This window comes from Paenibacillus favisporus, assembly GCF_040545415.1.
Lineage (GTDB): Bacteria > Bacillota > Bacilli > Paenibacillales > Paenibacillaceae > Paenibacillus_AQ > Paenibacillus_AQ favisporus.
This window is the reverse complement of record NZ_JBEPLV010000003.1, coordinates 315040-329860: the sequence shown is the minus strand read 5'-3', so window position 1 is coordinate 329860 and position 14821 is coordinate 315040. Positions and strand designations below refer to the sequence as shown.

The 14821-nt window shown below is 54.6% G+C and carries 15 protein-coding genes; 6 read left to right on the top strand and 9 right to left on the bottom strand.

Annotation, left to right across the window (positions count from 1 at the left end; genetic code table 11):
* The first annotated feature begins 4 nt into the window (after nucleotides 1-4).
* From ABID47_RS14705 to ABID47_RS14690, 4 genes are all read left to right on the top strand, one after another.
* Nucleotides 5-1339 (top strand): uracil-xanthine permease family protein, encoded by a 1335-nt coding sequence (locus ABID47_RS14705; RefSeq protein WP_354498761.1) that lies wholly within the window; start codon nucleotides 5-7, stop codon nucleotides 1337-1339.
* Nucleotides 1340-1409: 70 nt separating this feature from the next.
* Complete coding sequence (locus ABID47_RS14700) at nucleotides 1410-1538, top strand: hypothetical protein (protein WP_354497704.1); 129 nt, start codon at nucleotides 1410-1412, stop codon at nucleotides 1536-1538.
* A gap of 46 nt (nucleotides 1539-1584) precedes the next feature.
* A complete protein-coding gene (locus tag ABID47_RS14695) occupies nucleotides 1585-2097 on the top strand; it encodes a TetR/AcrR family transcriptional regulator (RefSeq protein WP_354497702.1) in 513 nt (170 codons plus the stop codon).
* Between the two features lie 169 nt (nucleotides 2098-2266).
* Nucleotides 2267-3181 carry a hypothetical protein gene (locus ABID47_RS14690; RefSeq protein ID WP_354497700.1) on the top strand — a complete coding sequence of 305 codons (915 nt, stop codon included), beginning with the start codon at nucleotides 2267-2269 and terminating at the stop codon, nucleotides 3179-3181.
* On the opposite strand, the gene ABID47_RS14685 is transcribed toward ABID47_RS14690, so the two are convergent.
* Nucleotides 3178-3660, bottom strand: a complete 483-nt coding sequence (locus ABID47_RS14685; protein ID WP_354497698.1) for a DUF1259 domain-containing protein — start codon at nucleotides 3658-3660, stop codon at nucleotides 3178-3180. The two genes, ABID47_RS14690 and ABID47_RS14685, sit on opposite strands and share 4 nt — an antisense overlap.
* Nucleotides 3661-3821: 161 nt before the next feature.
* Here ABID47_RS14685 and ABID47_RS14680 point away from each other — a divergent pair, with 161 nt between their 5' ends.
* A complete protein-coding gene (locus ABID47_RS14680; RefSeq protein WP_354497696.1) occupies nucleotides 3822-5072 on the top strand; it encodes a methyl-accepting chemotaxis protein in 1251 nt (416 codons plus the stop codon).
* Between the two features lie 139 nt (nucleotides 5073-5211).
* Here ABID47_RS14680 and ABID47_RS14675 read toward each other — a convergent pair whose 3' ends face one another.
* Nucleotides 5212-6981 (bottom strand): SgrR family transcriptional regulator, encoded by a 1770-nt coding sequence (locus ABID47_RS14675; protein WP_354497694.1) that lies wholly within the window; start codon nucleotides 6979-6981, stop codon nucleotides 5212-5214.
* A 155-nt stretch (nucleotides 6982-7136) separates the two neighbouring features.
* Here ABID47_RS14675 and ABID47_RS14670 point away from each other — a divergent pair, with 155 nt between their 5' ends.
* Complete coding sequence (locus ABID47_RS14670; RefSeq protein ID WP_354497692.1) at nucleotides 7137-7337, top strand: hypothetical protein; 201 nt, start codon at nucleotides 7137-7139, stop codon at nucleotides 7335-7337.
* Between the two features lie 113 nt (nucleotides 7338-7450).
* Here the strand turns inward: ABID47_RS14670 and ABID47_RS14665 are convergent, their stop codons facing one another.
* From ABID47_RS14665 to ABID47_RS14635, 7 genes are all read right to left on the bottom strand, one after another.
* Nucleotides 7451-8932: a HAMP domain-containing sensor histidine kinase gene (locus ABID47_RS14665; protein ID WP_354497690.1), complete on the bottom strand. Its 1482-nt coding sequence runs from the start codon at nucleotides 8930-8932 to the stop codon at nucleotides 7451-7453.
* Nucleotides 8911-9606, bottom strand: a complete 696-nt coding sequence (locus ABID47_RS14660) for a response regulator transcription factor (RefSeq protein WP_354497688.1) — start codon at nucleotides 9604-9606, stop codon at nucleotides 8911-8913. The genes ABID47_RS14665 and ABID47_RS14660 overlap by 22 nt, the downstream gene beginning before the upstream one ends.
* Before the next feature lie 24 nt (nucleotides 9607-9630).
* Nucleotides 9631-10404, bottom strand: coding sequence for a hypothetical protein (locus tag ABID47_RS14655; RefSeq protein ID WP_354497686.1), 774 nt, complete (start codon nucleotides 10402-10404; stop codon nucleotides 9631-9633).
* Between the two features lie 9 nt (nucleotides 10405-10413).
* Nucleotides 10414-11259 (bottom strand): ABC transporter permease, encoded by an 846-nt coding sequence (locus ABID47_RS14650; protein ID WP_354497684.1) that lies wholly within the window; start codon nucleotides 11257-11259, stop codon nucleotides 10414-10416.
* Nucleotides 11256-11993 carry an ABC transporter ATP-binding protein gene (locus ABID47_RS14645; protein ID WP_354498759.1) on the bottom strand — a complete coding sequence of 246 codons (738 nt, stop codon included), beginning with the start codon at nucleotides 11991-11993 and terminating at the stop codon, nucleotides 11256-11258. The genes ABID47_RS14650 and ABID47_RS14645 overlap by 4 nt, the downstream gene beginning before the upstream one ends.
* Nucleotides 11994-12231: 238 nt before the next feature.
* On the bottom strand, nucleotides 12232-13368 hold the full coding sequence (locus ABID47_RS14640) for a zinc-dependent alcohol dehydrogenase (RefSeq protein ID WP_354497682.1): 1137 nt from the start codon (nucleotides 13366-13368) through the stop codon (nucleotides 12232-12234).
* Between the two features lie 232 nt (nucleotides 13369-13600).
* Nucleotides 13601-14797, bottom strand: coding sequence for a GTP-binding protein (locus ABID47_RS14635; RefSeq protein ID WP_354497680.1), 1197 nt, complete (start codon nucleotides 14795-14797; stop codon nucleotides 13601-13603).
* Between the last annotated feature and the right edge of the window lie 24 nt (nucleotides 14798-14821).

Below are 14821 nucleotides of genomic sequence, written 5' to 3'. Positions count from 1 at the left end.
AGCTATGCATTCCGAGATTCAAGAACAAGCTCCACAATTGACTGTTTCACCTGACGATAAAATTCCGGTCTACAAATCGATCATTCTGGGCTTACAGCACGTCGTCGCCATGGACGTCTATGTCGTGCCGTTTCTGATCGCGATGCTGATCGGCTTATCCTCCGGCCAGTCCAGCGCTTTGATTCAAGCGACCTTTATTGCGGCCGGTCTGGCTACGATCGTACAAACGTATTTTTGCATGAAGCTGCCTGTCGCTCAAGGCCCTTCCTACGTTCCGCTTGGCGCGATCGTCAGCATTTATGCCGCCAGCGGCGGCGGGCAGTTAGGCTGGAACTCCGTTTTAGGCGCGGGTTTGATTGGCGCGGTTTTGGTCATTGTTTTGGGCTTTACCGGCATTTTCAATAAAATCGTAAAATCGTTTATTCCGCCGATCGTTGGCGGCACCATCATTTTCATCGTCGGTCTTTCTTTACTGCCTGTGGCCATCCGGGATAATATCTACGGTGCGACAGATGCGACCATCAACCAAAACGTGCTGCTGGCCCTCATATCGGGCGTTGTACTCCTCATTTTTGTCATCCTGGGTTCCTTGTTCCGCGGTAAAGGCTCCATCTTCCGCATCATTTCGGTCATGGTCGCGTTGGTCGTCGGATGTATTTCGGCGAATTTTATGGGTGTGCTTCATTTCTCTGCGGTGAACGATGCCAAATGGTTCAGTATGCCGCAGCTCCCGTTTGCCGATTTCGGCTTTTCGTTCAACATTTCGGCGATCATTACCATGGTCATTATTTATTTCGTCCTGTTGGCCGAAACGACAGGCACATGGTTTGCCGTCAGCAACGTCATCGATAAACCGCTAACCGATAAAAACTTAAACCGGGGTGTCATCGGGGAAGGCATCAGCTGTCTTATCGCTTCTTTGCTCGGTTCGACGCCGGTTACGGGTTATTCCACCAATGCAGGCATCATTTCCATTACGGGCATCGCGAGCCGCCGCGTCTTCCTGGCCGTAGGTGTATGGTTTGTCATCTTCGGCTGCTCGGGTAAACTGGCCGCGTTGATCTCTTCCATCCCCACCGCTGTCATCGGCGGCGTCTTCACCATCGTCTGCGGCATTATCGCCATTAACGGCGTGCAGGTGATGAAAAACGTCAGCATCGCCGAAAAGGAAATGTACATCATCGCGATTCCGATGATCCTGACTTTGGCTTTAGTCATGATCCCGCAGGATTTCCTGCACTCGCTGCCCACGTTCGTGCAATATTTGCTGGGGTCGCCGATTTTGGCTGCCTCGATTGCGGCGATCGTATTAAATAAGGTGCTGCCCGGCAGAAAATAAAGAAAGTAGATGCGGGCTGCAATACATAATGCAAGGAATCCGTGACAGGGTTGACTGGAAGGCACGCTATTTGCGTACTTCCATGTCAGCCCTGTTCCTTTACCGGATGCTGCTGAACAGGCTGCGCCTGACCTGCGTACGTAAAGCGGACATACTCGTCAAAGACAAGCCGGAGATAGAAAATGTTGACAGCATGTGATGGTGAAGCTATTATTTATTTATCAATAAATAAGGGAGCAACGAAGATGGTCATCCGGCAGGATCGCAAAGAACAAATTTTAGCCAAAGCAGTCGACGTATTTGCCGAACTCGGGTATTACAAAGCAACAACGGCGCGGGTAGCCAAGGAAGCTGGCGTTACGCAGCCGTATGTGTTTCATTTTTTCAGCAACAAGGAAGAGCTGTTTATCGCCGTCATCGACCGGGCTATCGGGCGGATCGCCGATGCTTTTTCACAGGTAGAAGCGCCCGCCGATCAGCTTATGGAAACGATGGGGCAAGTATTTGATGACGTGATGAGCAGCTATCGGGCAGAAACGCTGCTCGTCATGCAGGCGCATACGATCCCGGAACCGGCGATTCGCGAGCATGTGCGCGAGCTTTTTTCCAATATATTCAGTTCGGTGCTGGAGAAATTTACCGCCGCCGGTTTGCCGGAGCCTGAAGCCGCGGCAAGCCAGTTTATGGGCATGGGGTATCTGATCACGGTGGCTGAAGTGCTGGATTTACCGCAGATGCTTTGCTTCAAGGACTGTTAGAGTGGCAAACATTTGAGCATGGAGACTAAACGCTAAACACTTCTATATGGTTTAAATTCCAGCCGGTCTGGAGCAAAACAGAGAATACAAAAAGGCAGTCTGTAACTGCCTTTTTTGTAGCCTATATATTTATTTATCAATAAATAAAAAACAGGAGGTTTGAAGATTGATGGAAAACTATATTCGTTTGGCTTTGCGGGGCGCCGGACGCCTCTTTGCGGAGGAGAAGCTGCTCGCTTGGCTCGGTGTTGTGGGGTTTGTCCTTGCCGCGGGCATCGCTGCCTATATCGGCATGTTCGGCCCGGTTGTACCGCCGGAGGGCAATGTCGCCAGTGCCTTTTCGTTCAATGCGGCGATCGGCGTATTTATGCTGTCGATTGCCATGCTGCTGCCGCTGTCCGGCTTTAAAGCAAGGGCGCGGACGGCCATCCGCCGGGTGTTTGTTCCGATCGTCGTCTATGCATACGCCGTAGAAACGATCCAGCATTTTCGGGGCGTGAACCCGCGGTTCTCGCAATCCGGTTCCATCATCGATACGATCGCCGGAACCGCGTTTGGCCTTGCGTCCTTCATCCTTATTATCGTGACGACCGTTGTTGCCGTTGCCTTTTTCCGCCACAAGCTCTTGGCCGCACGGCCGCTGCTGATCCTCGGCATCCGCTATTCATTTGTGACGGTGACGCTTAGCTTTGCGGCCGGGTTGTGGATGATCGCCCTGAACGGGCGCTTTACAGGAGCAGGCGGCAATATCATCGTCCTGCACGGCCTTGGTTTTCATGCGCTGCAGGTTCTGCCGCTGCTCGGCTGGTTGTTGGAGCGCTCACGGGCCGAAGCCCGGCGCGCACAGCTGCTTCTGCATACAGGCAGCGCCGCTTGGATCGTATCCGTTGCCGCGGTCGCTATTCAGACCGCCGCGGGCCGCACCATTTTCGAGTGGTCAGCGCTGCCCGTCGTGGCGGCCGCCGGATTGCTTCTTTGCCTGGCATCCATTGCAGCCGCGGCAGGCACCGAGTTGTTAAAGCCGCGCTTCGCCCCTGCTGTTCCTTCCTTCACTGATCTGGAGGCGGTAAATAAACAGTTTTAACGGACCGTGCCTTGGTGTTTCACCGCTTCCATGGCATGGTATACCGTATGACTGAGGGAGGCGAGGTCTCCTTCCGCCTGAAAATGAAGGTACAGCACCTCCGGCTCCTGCTGCATCCAATGGTTATGCACGGCCGAGATGTTGATCTTGCCATTGCGGAGCGCATCAATGACCGGATTGACTTCGTCCTCCAGCAGCGCGAATTCACCGGTCACCGCCCCCTTCGCTCCTTGCGGGTCCGTGTGCTCGAAAGTGGCACCCAGGGCAAGATCCATCAGCTCCGGCGACAGGTGACGGCCCATAAGGGATACGTTCAGATCGCTGCGTTTGATATGAACGTTGCAGACGTTTCCTTCCTGCTGGACGTTTGATTTAAACAGACTCTTCTCGATTTTGCAATCGGCCGGCCTTGCTGATGCATCTCCTGCCGGAGCTCCAAAGATTAGAGCCATGATGCACATCATCCATACCAAACGCATCGGGTAACAACCTCCTGACAAATCACTTTTTTAGTTTATTATGGCTTCATAGAATCACTTTCATGTAGTGAATCGACAAAAATATTCATATATAGACCTTTTGCTCATATCGATGTTATAATATGGTAAAATTTGCTCAATTGAAGGAGGTCTATTTTCCTATGTCTTGGCTGAAGAATCTTCCTCTGTCCCAGCGAGTCATGGCCGGATGTTACTTGGTGGCCGCATTGTTCGCACTCCCAGCCCTGATTATTTTCATTCTGATCGGGGAAATCCTGATCGGCGCGGCGTTCGTCATCATCTTTGCCGCACTGACTTACCCTTTAGCCCGCTACATCGAGAAAACGCTTACATCCTCGTTTGACAGCATCGCTAACGCCATCGCCAGCATTGCCAAAGGCGATTTTACGAGCCGTGTCGATGAATCGGGTTCCATGGGCGACGTCAGCCGATCGTTTAACAGCATGGTGGACAAGCTGAAGAAAATTTTGAATGACGCGTCAAGCATCACCCGCCAGGTGATGGATTCGAGCCGCGGTATCGCGGATAAAAATCAGGAGCTTAAAACCGTCATGGCGACAGTCGCCACTTCGGCCAACGAGCTGGCCGTCGGCGCAAACGAAATTTCCTCGGACGTCGCCGGCATGACCGAATCCATCCAGGCCATCGAGCTCAAAGTCGGCAACTATGCGGCCTCTACCAAGGAAATGAAGCAGCAGTCCGAAATTACCTTCAGCCTCGTAGAGAAAGGACGCCAGTCTGTGGAGAAGCAGGCGGAAGGGATGCGACAGAACGTCGAAGCAACGGAGAATGTGGCCAAGACCATTGACACGCTGTCCAAAAATGCCCAAGGCATCACGAAGATCACCAAGACGATTTCCGAACTTGCCGAACAGACCAACCTCTTGTCCTTAAACGCTTCGATCGAGGCGGCGCGGGCAGGCGAGCATGGGCTTGGCTTTGCCGTGGTGGCCCAGGAAGTCCGCAAGCTTGCGGAGGAATCAACGGCGTCTACGCAGGAAGTATTCAGCCTCGTTAAAAGCATTGAGCAGAGCATTCACCAGGCGATTGACAACATCAAGATCAACGAGGATGTGGTGCAGCAGCAAAATGAACGGATCCGCGAGGCCGAGCAGATCTTTGCCCACATCGTCGAAAGCGTACAATACATAACCGAGCAAATCACTTCATTCTCAAATGAAAGTGACCTGATGCTGGACAGTGCCCGTAAAATATCGGCGGCCATCCAGAATATTTCGGCCATCACCGAGCAGTCCTCTGCCGGTACGGAGCAGGTGTCCGCCGCCATGAACGAGCAGATGAAGTCGATCGAGGCGGTCGTCGATGAGACCGAAGCAATGAGACAGGCCGTGTTCCAGCTGCAGAAGACGATCCAGATTTTTAAATTCTAATCGGTATTTATGAATAAAGCAGGCATACAGAGGGGTTCATCCCGCGGCATGCCTGCTTTTATTATTAAGCAACAGATGATGTCCTACGCCTCACCAACGTTTCATATTTGAGCATGAGCTTCGCTTTTGCAGTCTTTCGTCATGCCTGTTCCAGCCATACATCCTTAAAGTCGATCCACCCGAGGGGATTCAGGCTGACACCGCGTACCGAGGGATGTAAAAAGGTGCTCAGCCTCCGGTGGTGCAGAAAAATAACCGTCGCCTCGTCTCGGAGATGCTCCTCGATCTCCTTCAGGAACATCCGCCGCTGATCCGTGGATTCAGCAGCCACGGCCGCATCGATCCGGCCGGTAATCCACTCCTTCCGTTCACGGTCAAAATAAGCCTGCATGACGCAGTCCCGGTGTTCATAAGCTTCAATTTCGCATACCTCGTCTTCGGGAAATACCAGGCCGGAGATGACGAAATCCGATTCCGGCCACTGGTCATAATCCAGGGTCTCGATCTGGATTCCCCAGGCAGCCAGCCGGTTTACGACCCACATGCCGTCTTCCCCATACTTTTGGTGGCATGCAAAGCGGAGGACCTCTCCGTTATAACCCGATTCTTCCAACGCCCTCCGGACGCGATCGGGACGCGTCGGTTCCACCGCATGGGAACGGCTCGCGTCAGGACGGAACCCAAAAGCCGGCAGCGCCCGTTCGCCGCCCAGCTCCGCCACCATATCACCGGGATGCAGGATCATCCGCACGGCCCGCCGGAACGCCTCCGACTGCTGCACACCTTCACGTGACACGTTCCAGGTAAGCAGCGTACAGCCCTGGCACAGCTTCTCGATCTCCTGCCAGGTATCCTCCGGCGTACTCCGGTCCATACGCATCGTATCCAGACTGTGGTGAACCTTGGCGATTCCGTCCATTTCCGTGCTGCAGTCTTCCGGCATGATCACGATGTCTACGCCGTCCAGATACGGCCTCCCCTGAAAATAGGCGTCAAACGCCGCCATCCCGATCCGGCCGCTGGTCCAAGTGACCAGACGGAACGGTCCCGTTCCGAGCGGATGGCTCCAATAGCTGTCCTCTTCCATGCCTGCAAAGCCGAAGGGCAGAATCGAAGCCGCCGCCGAGCACATGAACCGGTCAATCATCCGGTTAGGCCGGTTCAGCTTGACCCGCAGAACCCGGGGTCCGATCGTCTCAACACACTCTACGCCTCGCATCAGCCATCCGTTGGCCGTCCCGTCCTTAAGGCGTTCGAGCGTGAACTGCACATCGCGTGAGGTCAGCTCCTGTCCGTTATGGAAGCGAACCCCCTTGCGCAAATAAAACGTCCATTCCGTGGCGCTGTCGTTCGAAGACCAGGTATGAGCGATCATCGGCGCAATCGTGCCGGTCTGTTCATCAAACCTCAGCAGCCGGTCAAAAATTTGCCGGATCAAATGCGAATCGAACGAGTACAGCAAATCGGCGGGATCCAGCGTATGCGGAGATTTCAGCACGGGAAAGATCAGCGTATCATCGGGGCCGCCTTCTTCCCCTTTTTTGTAGCCGAAGTGGTTATCCAGCCATTCCAGAAATTTCGGCTTGGCGTACGTTCCGTTTCCAAATCCCCCGATCAGGTCGAAGGCGCGTTTGTAATCGCCGTTCTCCACGAGATGCTGGGAATACTCGATCAAGTAGGCTTCCTTGTCAGCTTTGAACACGATCCTCGACCGGTTCCCCCGGCCCAGCCCGGGCAGCCAATCAATCAAATGCTCGCTTTCAAGTTTTCTTAAAATCAGCTTGGCGTTACGGCTGGTGCAATACAGCGCATCGGCCAGCTCATCCAGCGTCACTTCGATAGGTATCCCCAGCTCCGTGCCGCCGCCAAAGCGCTCATGCAGCAGCAAATACCTTTCATCCAACAGCATACTCAGCCCTCCTTGCTTGACGTCCCAAATAAAAGAGGAAATCCTTTTGCGCAAGTATACACTTTTTATCCCCTTTTGAATAGATCATAATGGCATTAGACAGAGAAAAGACAGATTCATCCAATACCGGAACGTTTATTCGAGGAGGAGAACACATGCTGGAACATCATTATGTACAAGAAAAGTTGATGGAATACCGCCAAGCTGAGCATCACCGCAAACATGCCCGCGTATCAGAAACTACGGAATCGGCCGATCGTTATAAGTCCGTCAAATCCCAAAAAAACACGCGTTGGATGCTCGCCATCACTTCAAGCCTGTTAAGACGAAAAAAGGGGAAGCATCCTTTCGCATAAACATCGGTTAGGGGATCTCATTTAACCGTTTCGTTGTGAGACCCGCCGCCGACAAAACAAAAGACAGGATGAACGCATCCTGTCTTTGCCGGTGCCTTATCGACGCTTTCCGTTCATTGCCCCGATTCACGGTTATGCATGTCCGTCCGAACCGTAAACGTAATGCAGGCCCCGCCCTCCGGCCGGTTGGAAGCCTGAATGCCTCCCCCATGCTTATCGCAAATGACTCGGGCTGTATACAGGCCAAGCCCGGTTTGTCCCTTGTCGCCTTTGTAAAATTTTCGGAACAGATTCGGAATGTCCGCTTCGTTGAAGCCGGGCCCCGTATCACAGATTTCGTACCGGATGTCCTTCTCGCGAATGGTGAGGGATACGCTGAGGCTCCCCTTCTCCGGAACATACCGGAGGCTGTTCGTAATGACGTTATCCAGAACCTGCCCGACGCGCTGGACGTCCATATAGACGGGATACGGCTCCGGCCGCTCATCGGTCACCTTATATTCCAGCCGGATCTGCTTGCCCGCGCACAGATAACGGATCTCCCGTTCTTTGGCGCCTGCAAACTCCGCAACATCCGTTTCCTTCACATATAGCGGAAAATACTCCATATCCTTCTCGGAAGCCACCTGAATATCCTGAATCAGCCGGTTGACCCGTTGAATGTTGCCCTCCACCACGCGCAGGCGTTCTTCCAGCTTGTCACGCGGAATCACTCCCGCGGTATCCGTCAGCATTTCTACGTTGCCCTGAATAATCGTCATCGGTGTCCGGAGGTCGTGGGCGATGGCGTCCATCATATCCCGGCGCTCCTGCTCAAGCTTCCATTCCCGGAGCAGGGAGTCTCTTAGAGCAGCCCGCATCTTTTCAAAAGAATCGGTGAGTAGCCCCAGCTCATTGGCCGCCTTGTAAGTGATCGTAAAATCAAGATCCTGCCTGCGGATCCGCTCGGATGCATCGATGAGTTCGTGAACGGGACGGCTGATCCGCCTTCCGAACCGGGATGCAAATATATAAGTAAAGAGCGCAATGTAAATAAAAGGTGCCGCAAGAAAACAAATATTCAGGGCGAACTTGAGAATATCCGCTGACCCTGGGCCACCGTTGGAAGTCACCTCAAGCTTGTACTCCAGCGCGATGGCGCCGCGCAGCTCTCCTGAGGAAGACGTCACCGGGACGATCTTCGTAATGACGCCGCCGAACCCGATGCTGGGCTGCCGCGAAAAAGAGGTATTTAAGCGTTGGACCAAATCCCCTTTTTGCTTAAAAACCGGTCCGGTCAGCGTTCCGTATAACGCCTTGCCCCCGGCGTCCATCACTTGATACTTGATCCCTTCTCTGGGAATCTTCTCCTCCAGTTTCGGCCGGCTGGCCGGATCCAGCACCGCTTCTCCCAAGCTGCGCGAGTACGCGGCAATCGCCGGAATCTTCTGTTCGTAGTGATTGGCCGGATTGAACCAGCTGCTGCTCGTGAGCCACCAGAAGCCAACAATATAGGTTACCGCCGTCAGCACCAGACTGAGCAGCATGATCAGGATAAACGTAGAGATCAGCTGCTTTTTAATGGAAAGCCGCTCTATAAAGCCGATTTTTCCCATTTATAGCCGACCCCCCAAACCGTCGTGATGTATGGGGTTTCCGGATCCGTACCGGTCAGCTTCGCCCGGATTTTCTTCACATGCTCCGTTACCGTGCTGGCATCGCCCATCGCCTCAAGCCCCCACACTTTGTCATAGATCTGCTCCTTGGAAAAAACCTGGCCGGGATGCAGCGCAAGCAGCTCGATAATGTCGAATTCCTTCGCAGTCAGCGGAATCTCGGTCTGCTTGTAGGCGACGCTCCGCCCCTTCAGATCGATGTGGAGCAGCCCGTACCGCAAGGTGGACCGCTCCGCCTGCTGGCCGGCAGCCCGCCGGCTCCCCCGGAGATGTGCCGCGACGCGGGCTTTCAGCTCCCGGATGCTGAACGGCTTCGTAATATAGTCATCGCCGCCGATGGACAGCCCCTGGATCCGGTCTGCTTCGGCCTGCCTCGCGCTTACGAACAATATCGGACAGCCTACTTCCTCGCGGATCATTTGGCACAGCTCAAAACCGTTGACATGCGGCATCATGACGTCCAGAATAATCAGATCCGGCCGGTCGTGGATCCGTTCCAGCGCCTCACGCCCGTCTGCGGCGGTCATCACTTCGTACCCCTCCATCGTCAGCGCCTGCTCCAGCAGGGCGGCAATTTCGGCTTCGTCATCCACGATCAGTATTTTGTCGCTCATTCCATGTACCTCTTTCTTCTCTCTCTATTTGGTCCAGCCTCTCCGCTGCCATAATCCCATTGTAACGGCAAAACCGAATCCAAGACACACCAGAAGCGGCAAATAAAAAGGATGATGATATAATCCCGCCGTCAATTTAAAGATCGTATTCATTCCCATCAGAAGGAACCCGAGTGAGCCTGAGACATACAAAGACCCGGCTGCGACCGCAATCCACCCCAAATAACTGAGCACAACGCCCGGCAGCAGCGTGCAGATCAGGCTGGTCAGACTCAGCTGCGCCAGCAGGATCAGATAAAAAAGGCCGTAAGACTTCAAGCAGTAGAAGAACGCCCCAGTCGGGCCGTATTGCTGTTCCGGATTCAAAAACACCACGGTATCCGCGGCGGGCAGAAAAGCATAGCCGAAGGCTTCGCCGACGGCAAACGTTGCAGCCGTGAACAGCAGCAGCATTCCCGCCAGGTTCATCCATTTAGCCAGGAACAGCTTGGCGAAGGATACCGGGCGAATCAGCACCATCCGCAGCTGTCCTGATGTGTACTCCCCGTTCATGCTGTCGATGATCAGCATCGGTCCGATAATGAGCACGAGGAAGAACGACACCTCTTTCAACAAAAACAAAGCGAAATTTTCCGACACAAGCGGAACGGTCGATACGTTATCGAACGCCCCCAACTTCTGCATGCTCAAAAACAAGCAGTCAAATCCCACAATGAAAACAAAGATCAGCAGACTGACGAGCGTCTTTTTCCTTTTCCACATCCGTTCCCAGTCGCTTAACATCATAGCAAGCATCATTTATCCCCCTTACATCCACCGGTCCGATTTTGAAAATACAAGCAGCGATCCCACGCCGAAAACCGCGGCATATCCTAAGCCCACAGGCAGCGCGGTCAGGGCTGCGGCTTCCGAACTCACCGCCTGGGCCTGACCCAGCATAACCGCAATTCCGCTGTACTGGATTTCGGTCAACGACAAATACTTGAGCATCCCCGGCAGGCCCAGGCCGCCAACCCGGTTGGCCAGCTCATAAATCAGCGGAAATCCGAGTGAGCACAGCAGAAATCCGAGCCCCAAACCGACGGCGCCCGTCGTCGTTCGCGAAATGACGGCCGCCGCCATGAAGACGCTCCCGATCGCCAGCACGCTCAGAAACGCAAGTCCATAATACAACAAGGTGTAGCCGATCATCCCTTTTAAGGGAACGGTATGGTCATGGTAAAACAGCTGAATGTGTTCATGAGGCTCAAAGAACAGCAGACCGGCGGCCACCGACAACAGCAGGTATACGGTAAAATACAGCGCCATCACCGCCATATGGGCCAGCCATTTGGCGCGCAGCAGCTGCCCCGCCGTAAACGAACGGAGCATGACCATCCGGATCTGCCCGCTGCGGTATTCCTCCGTGACGGAAAGCGTGAGCAGGATCAGAGACATCACATTGAACACAACGATCAGCTGCTCGATCAAGGCCATTACCGGAAAATTCCCCGCCCAGGTATACTCCGCACTTGCGTGTGAAATTCCCCGATTGTGGCCGGCATAATATTTGGCGGTAGCCGCGACGACGACAGGCATGGCGATCAGGAACAGCCAGGTGATTTTGCGCTTCCACATCCGTTCCCACTCGCTTAGAAATAAGGATTTGTTCATGAGGTCATCATCTCCACAAAGTGCTCTTCGATCCCCTTCGTCCCGGCTGCCTCCTGCCACTCGCGGCTTGTGCCCTCCCAGACCAGCTTGCCTTCCTTGATAATGACAAAGCGGCTGCAAATCCGCTGCAGCTCGTCCAGCAGGTGGCTCGAAACCAGAAACGTAATCCCGCGCTCCTGGTTCAGCCGCTGGATCAGCTGGCGCAGCTCGCGGATGCCCATCGGGTCAAGGCCGTTCGCCGGTTCGTCCAGAATGATCAGCCGCGGATCCCCAAGCAAAGCCTGGGCGATGCCGAGCCGCTGCTTCATGCCGAGCGAGTAGGTTTTTACTTTGTCCGAGCCCCGTTCGCTCAGCCCAACAATCGACAGAGCCTCCTCCACACGCGCTTTCCGCTCTGTCCCCGGCACATTCGGATGCAGCCTTGCCAGGTTCAGCAGGTTGTCCCTGCCTGACATATAAGGAAAAAAGATCGGCGATTCCACAATCGCCCCGACCCGGGACAGCGCCTTGACCCGCTCGCGCCCCACATCGGTTCCGTCAATACGGATGCTTCCGTTTCCCGGTTTGATGAGGCCCGTCATCATCCGGATCAGCGTCGTTTTCCCGGCTCCGTTCGGACCGACAAAACCGCATACGTCCCCCGCCTGTATGGAAAAGGACACGTGGTCCACCAAGGTACGCGCCCCCGCTTTTTTCGATACGTTTAATACTTCCAGTACGTTAGTCTCGTTCATTTCGTTCATATGATCTCCTCCTGCCAAGAAGTATAGGAGGCAATTCTAAAGAATTTATAACGTCGGCAAAAAACTTGAAAGCAGGGGCGTTTCCTCACTGCAAGAGTCAGAAGCTGTACAGGTATACGAAAAAAAGGAGGGCGGCAGGATCATACCTGCACACCGCTCCTTTTTGGACGCGTGATTCGATGATTCGCTTATATCGCGGCATGTGCTTCTCAACCCGCTTGATACCTTCCTAGGGCTTCAGCACGACCTTGATGCAGCTCTCTTCCTTGTTATCGAAAATTTCGTAAGCCCGCGGCGCATCACTAATATGCAGCCGATGCGTAATGATGTCGGTCGGGTCGATTTTCCCGGTTTGGATCTGCCGGAACAGCTCGGGCATGTAATGAATGACTGGGGCCTGTCCCATTTTCACCTGCACGTTTCGCTCAAACAGATGACCGAATGGAAACATGTTGTATTTCAGGCCGTACACCCCGATTACCTGAATCGTTCCGAACTTGCGGACGACATTGGCAGCCGTATTAAAGGCACCAAGCGATCCTCCCTGCAGCATCAGGGCTGTCTCGACCTTCTCCATAGCAGTCCGTTTGGCATCCAGTCCCACGCAGTCGATGACGACGTCCGCTCCGCCCTTTGTCGCCTCCAGCAGCGTTTGGTCAATGTCATGAGTCTTCTCGAAGTTGTACGTCTCCACGTTGTTTGTTCTTTTGGCATGCTCCAGCCGATAGTCCACATGGTCGACAGCGATGACACGCTTGGCCCCTTTTTGCCAGGCGAATTTCTGCGCCAGCAGACCGACCGGGCCGCAGCCGAGAATCATGACCGTATCGCCGGGCTTCACGCCGGCATTGTCCACGCCCCAATAGGCGGTCGGAAGAATATCGGAGAGGAACAGGATTTTCTCGTCCTCCACCTCCGCATCCTCCGGTACCTTGAACGGTACAAAATTGCCGAAGGGGACCCGGAGCAGCTCCGCCTGCCCGCCCATGTAACCGCCGTACGTCTCCGAGTAGCCGAAATAACCGCCCGTATCCTTGGCGTCATTGGCGTTGTCGCATTGGCTTTCCATCTGGTTTTGGCAAAAAAAGCACTCTCCGCACGCAACATTGAAAGGAATGATGACCCTGTCGCCTTTTTTTACGCGGGTAACGTCCGGTCCGGTCTCTTCAACGATCCCCATCGGCTCATGACCGATGACATAATCGTCGTACATCCCCGGAATCAGCCCGTGGTAAATGTGAAGATCCGAACCGCAGATCGCGGTGCTCGTCACCCGGACGAGAATGTCATCCCGCTTGACAAGCTTCGCATCGCCGACCTCCTTCACTTCCACCTTCTTTTTGCCCTGATAGGTTACAGCTTTCATGCCAGCATCGTCCCTCCTTGGATTTGACCGTAGTGTCTCCCCGAGCCTGCGTTTTCACGCATGGGCGGCAGGGTGAAGTCCCTTATCCTTTACACGCAATCCGGCAAATTCAAACGCGGGACGGGCATGTGATGCTCCATAGAGCCTCGGAAGGCGTAACTTGGCGATTTACGAAAAAAAGCCGCCCGAATGAACCCTTTTTCGGACGGCCAAGCTCTCTACGGAACGTATGTTACTGGATTTCGATCCAAGGCAGCGGATTACGAAACTCCGCCCAGTTCATTTCCATCTCTCCGCTGGTCAGCAGGCACTCATCGAGGCGGCGGGTAATGCCTTCCCGGTCCATGCCGATCCCGATCAGCACAATCTCGTTCATCCGGTCACCCCAGGTTTCTTCCCATCTGCGCCGGAGATCAGGCTCCTGTGCCAGCCATTCGCGCTGCTCCGCCTCCGGAAGCGAAGCGACCCAATAGCCTGCCGGGCCAAATTGGATCGACGGACCAGCCTGGCTGATGCTCGCTGCCATGTCGCCGCGGACAGCAAGCCAGACCAATCCCTTGGCGCGGACGATCTCCTCCGGCCAGTCCGACAGCAGCGCGGCAAGCCGCTCCGGATGAAACGGGACCCGCCGGCGGTACACGAAGGAGCCGATGCCGTATTCCTCCGTTTCGGGCGTATGATGTTCGCGCTGCAGCTCCTGAATCCAGCCGGAAGACTGGCTCGCCGCATCAAAATCGAACAGGCCTGTGTTCATGATTTCACCCGGTGCGACCTCCCCGTTCACGGTCCGGATGATTTTGGCTGAGGGCTGCAGCTTCCGGATCAATCCCTCCAGCTGGTTTAACGCCTCTTCTTCCACCAGGTCGCATTTGTTCAGGAGCAGCACGTCACAGGTTTCGATCTGATCGATGAGCAGATCGGCCACATCGCGGTCATCCTCCTCCCCGGCGCCTTCCTTCCGGTCGAGCAGCGTCTCCCCGGAGGCGAAATCAAGCCAGAAGCGGTACGCATCGACTACGGTAACCATGCAGTCCAGCCGAGCGTATTTCGTCAGGTCGATCCCGGAGGCTTCGTCCTGGTAATGAAACGTTTGGGCAACGGGGATCGGCTCGGAGATGCCTGTCGATTCGATCAGAATGTAGTCAAATCTCCGCTCCTCCGCCAGCTTGCGGACTTCCTGCAGCAGGTCGTCCCGCAGCGTGCAGCAGATGCAGCCATTGGACATTTCGACTAGCTTTTCGTCTGTACGGGACAAGGAAGTCTCCGATTGAACGAGCCGCGCGTCCACGTTAATTTCGCTCATATCGTTCACGATGACGGCGACCTTGACGCCTTCGCGGTTGTTCAGCACATGGTTTAAAACCGTCGTTTTGCCAGATCCGAGATAACCGCTCAAGACGGTGACCGGAATGACGGATGATTGGTTCATAAGAGCAAGTCCTCCTGTCATGGG

What these genes read in the sequence shown, in the direction of transcription:
- ABID47_RS14705 (WP_354498761.1), top strand. Translation starts at nt 5, where the DNA reads ATGCATTCCGAGATTCAAGAACAAGCTCCACAATTGACTGTTTCACCT.
- ABID47_RS14695 (WP_354497702.1), top strand. Translation starts at nt 1,585, where the DNA reads ATGGTCATCCGGCAGGATCGCAAAGAACAAATTTTAGCCAAAGCAGTC.
- ABID47_RS14690 (WP_354497700.1), top strand. Translation starts at nt 2,267, where the DNA reads ATGGAAAACTATATTCGTTTGGCTTTGCGGGGCGCCGGACGCCTCTTT.
- ABID47_RS14685 (WP_354497698.1), bottom strand. Translation starts at nt 3,660, where the DNA reads ATGCGTTTGGTATGGATGATGTGCATCATGGCTCTAATCTTTGGAGCT.
- ABID47_RS14680 (WP_354497696.1), top strand. Translation starts at nt 3,822, where the DNA reads ATGTCTTGGCTGAAGAATCTTCCTCTGTCCCAGCGAGTCATGGCCGGA.
- ABID47_RS14675 (WP_354497694.1), bottom strand. Translation starts at nt 6,981, where the DNA reads ATGCTGTTGGATGAAAGGTATTTGCTGCTGCATGAGCGCTTTGGCGGC.
- ABID47_RS14670 (WP_354497692.1), top strand. Translation starts at nt 7,137, where the DNA reads ATGCTGGAACATCATTATGTACAAGAAAAGTTGATGGAATACCGCCAA.
- ABID47_RS14665 (WP_354497690.1), bottom strand. Translation starts at nt 8,932, where the DNA reads ATGGGAAAAATCGGCTTTATAGAGCGGCTTTCCATTAAAAAGCAGCTG.
- ABID47_RS14660 (WP_354497688.1), bottom strand. Translation starts at nt 9,606, where the DNA reads ATGAGCGACAAAATACTGATCGTGGATGACGAAGCCGAAATTGCCGCC.
- ABID47_RS14655 (WP_354497686.1), bottom strand. Translation starts at nt 10,404, where the DNA reads ATGATGCTTGCTATGATGTTAAGCGACTGGGAACGGATGTGGAAAAGG.
- ABID47_RS14650 (WP_354497684.1), bottom strand. Translation starts at nt 11,259, where the DNA reads ATGAACAAATCCTTATTTCTAAGCGAGTGGGAACGGATGTGGAAGCGC.
- ABID47_RS14645 (WP_354498759.1), bottom strand. Translation starts at nt 11,993, where the DNA reads ATGAACGAGACTAACGTACTGGAAGTATTAAACGTATCGAAAAAAGCG.
- ABID47_RS14640 (WP_354497682.1), bottom strand. Translation starts at nt 13,368, where the DNA reads ATGAAAGCTGTAACCTATCAGGGCAAAAAGAAGGTGGAAGTGAAGGAG.
- ABID47_RS14635 (WP_354497680.1), bottom strand. Translation starts at nt 14,797, where the DNA reads ATGAACCAATCATCCGTCATTCCGGTCACCGTCTTGAGCGGTTATCTC.